The 884-nt window shown below is 49.8% G+C and carries 1 protein-coding gene; it reads right to left on the bottom strand.

The window, feature by feature from the left end; all coding sequences use genetic code 11:
- On the bottom strand, window positions 1-884 hold an 884-nt coding region (locus B4033_RS08655), incomplete at both ends, for an ABC transporter permease (protein ID WP_286833226.1).

Raw genomic sequence — 884 nt, 5'->3', positions numbered from 1 at the left:
CACCAGCATGATGTTCATCACACCAATACCGCCGACGACCAGAGAAATGACTGCAATCGCAGAAATCAGCAAGGTCATGGTCTGGGTTGTCTGCTGAATGGTTTCACGAATACTGTCCGCATTCTGGGTGAATACATCCTGCGCACCGTGGCGCTGTACCAGTAAGTTCAGGATCGCATTTTCAGCCGCGGCACTTGGGTACTCATCTTTAATACGTACAATGATCTGACGCACATTTGACTGTCCCAGCATACGGCTCATGACAGTTGAATAAGGTAGGTATACATTCAGCGTATCATTGTTGCCCATCATGCCTTTTTGCGCATCAATGACCCCAATCACTCGGGTTGGTACACTACCCAGCAGAATCACTTGTCCAACCGGATTGGTGCCATCTTTGAAGAAAGTGTTTTGGGTATTGGTATCGATGACCACATCTTGGGCCTGTTCCGTAACACTTTCCCTATCAAAAGGCTGACCGGACTTAAAAGTCATGCCTCTGACATAGAAGAAGTCTTCACTGACGCCGTTGACGGTGGTTGAAGCTTCAATCTCTTTATACCGTCCAGTGACACTGCTGTTGACCGATGGACTGACACCATCAACATAGGGCTGTTCTGCCAGAGCATCTGCATCGGCAGGAATCAGGGTTTTGGCTTGGGAGGACCGTGAATTATCCCCGAAGCCGCGGCCCTGGAATACAGTAATGGTATTGGTCCCGAGACTGCTAATATTTTCCAGAATCTGCTTTTGCGAGCCGTTACCCAGCGCAACCACGGAAACCACGGAGGCAATCCCGATAATAATCCCAAGCATGGTCAGAAAGGTTCGCATGCGGTGGGCATTCATGGCCAGTAGCGCCATACGGAATGCTTCACCGAGAC

This window comes from Acinetobacter sp. UBA3132 (genome assembly GCF_002364825.1).
GTDB lineage: Bacteria > Pseudomonadota > Gammaproteobacteria > Pseudomonadales > Moraxellaceae > Acinetobacter > Acinetobacter schindleri.
Note: the sequence above shows the minus strand (reverse complement) of the source record. Positions and strands in the feature narration are given on the sequence as shown.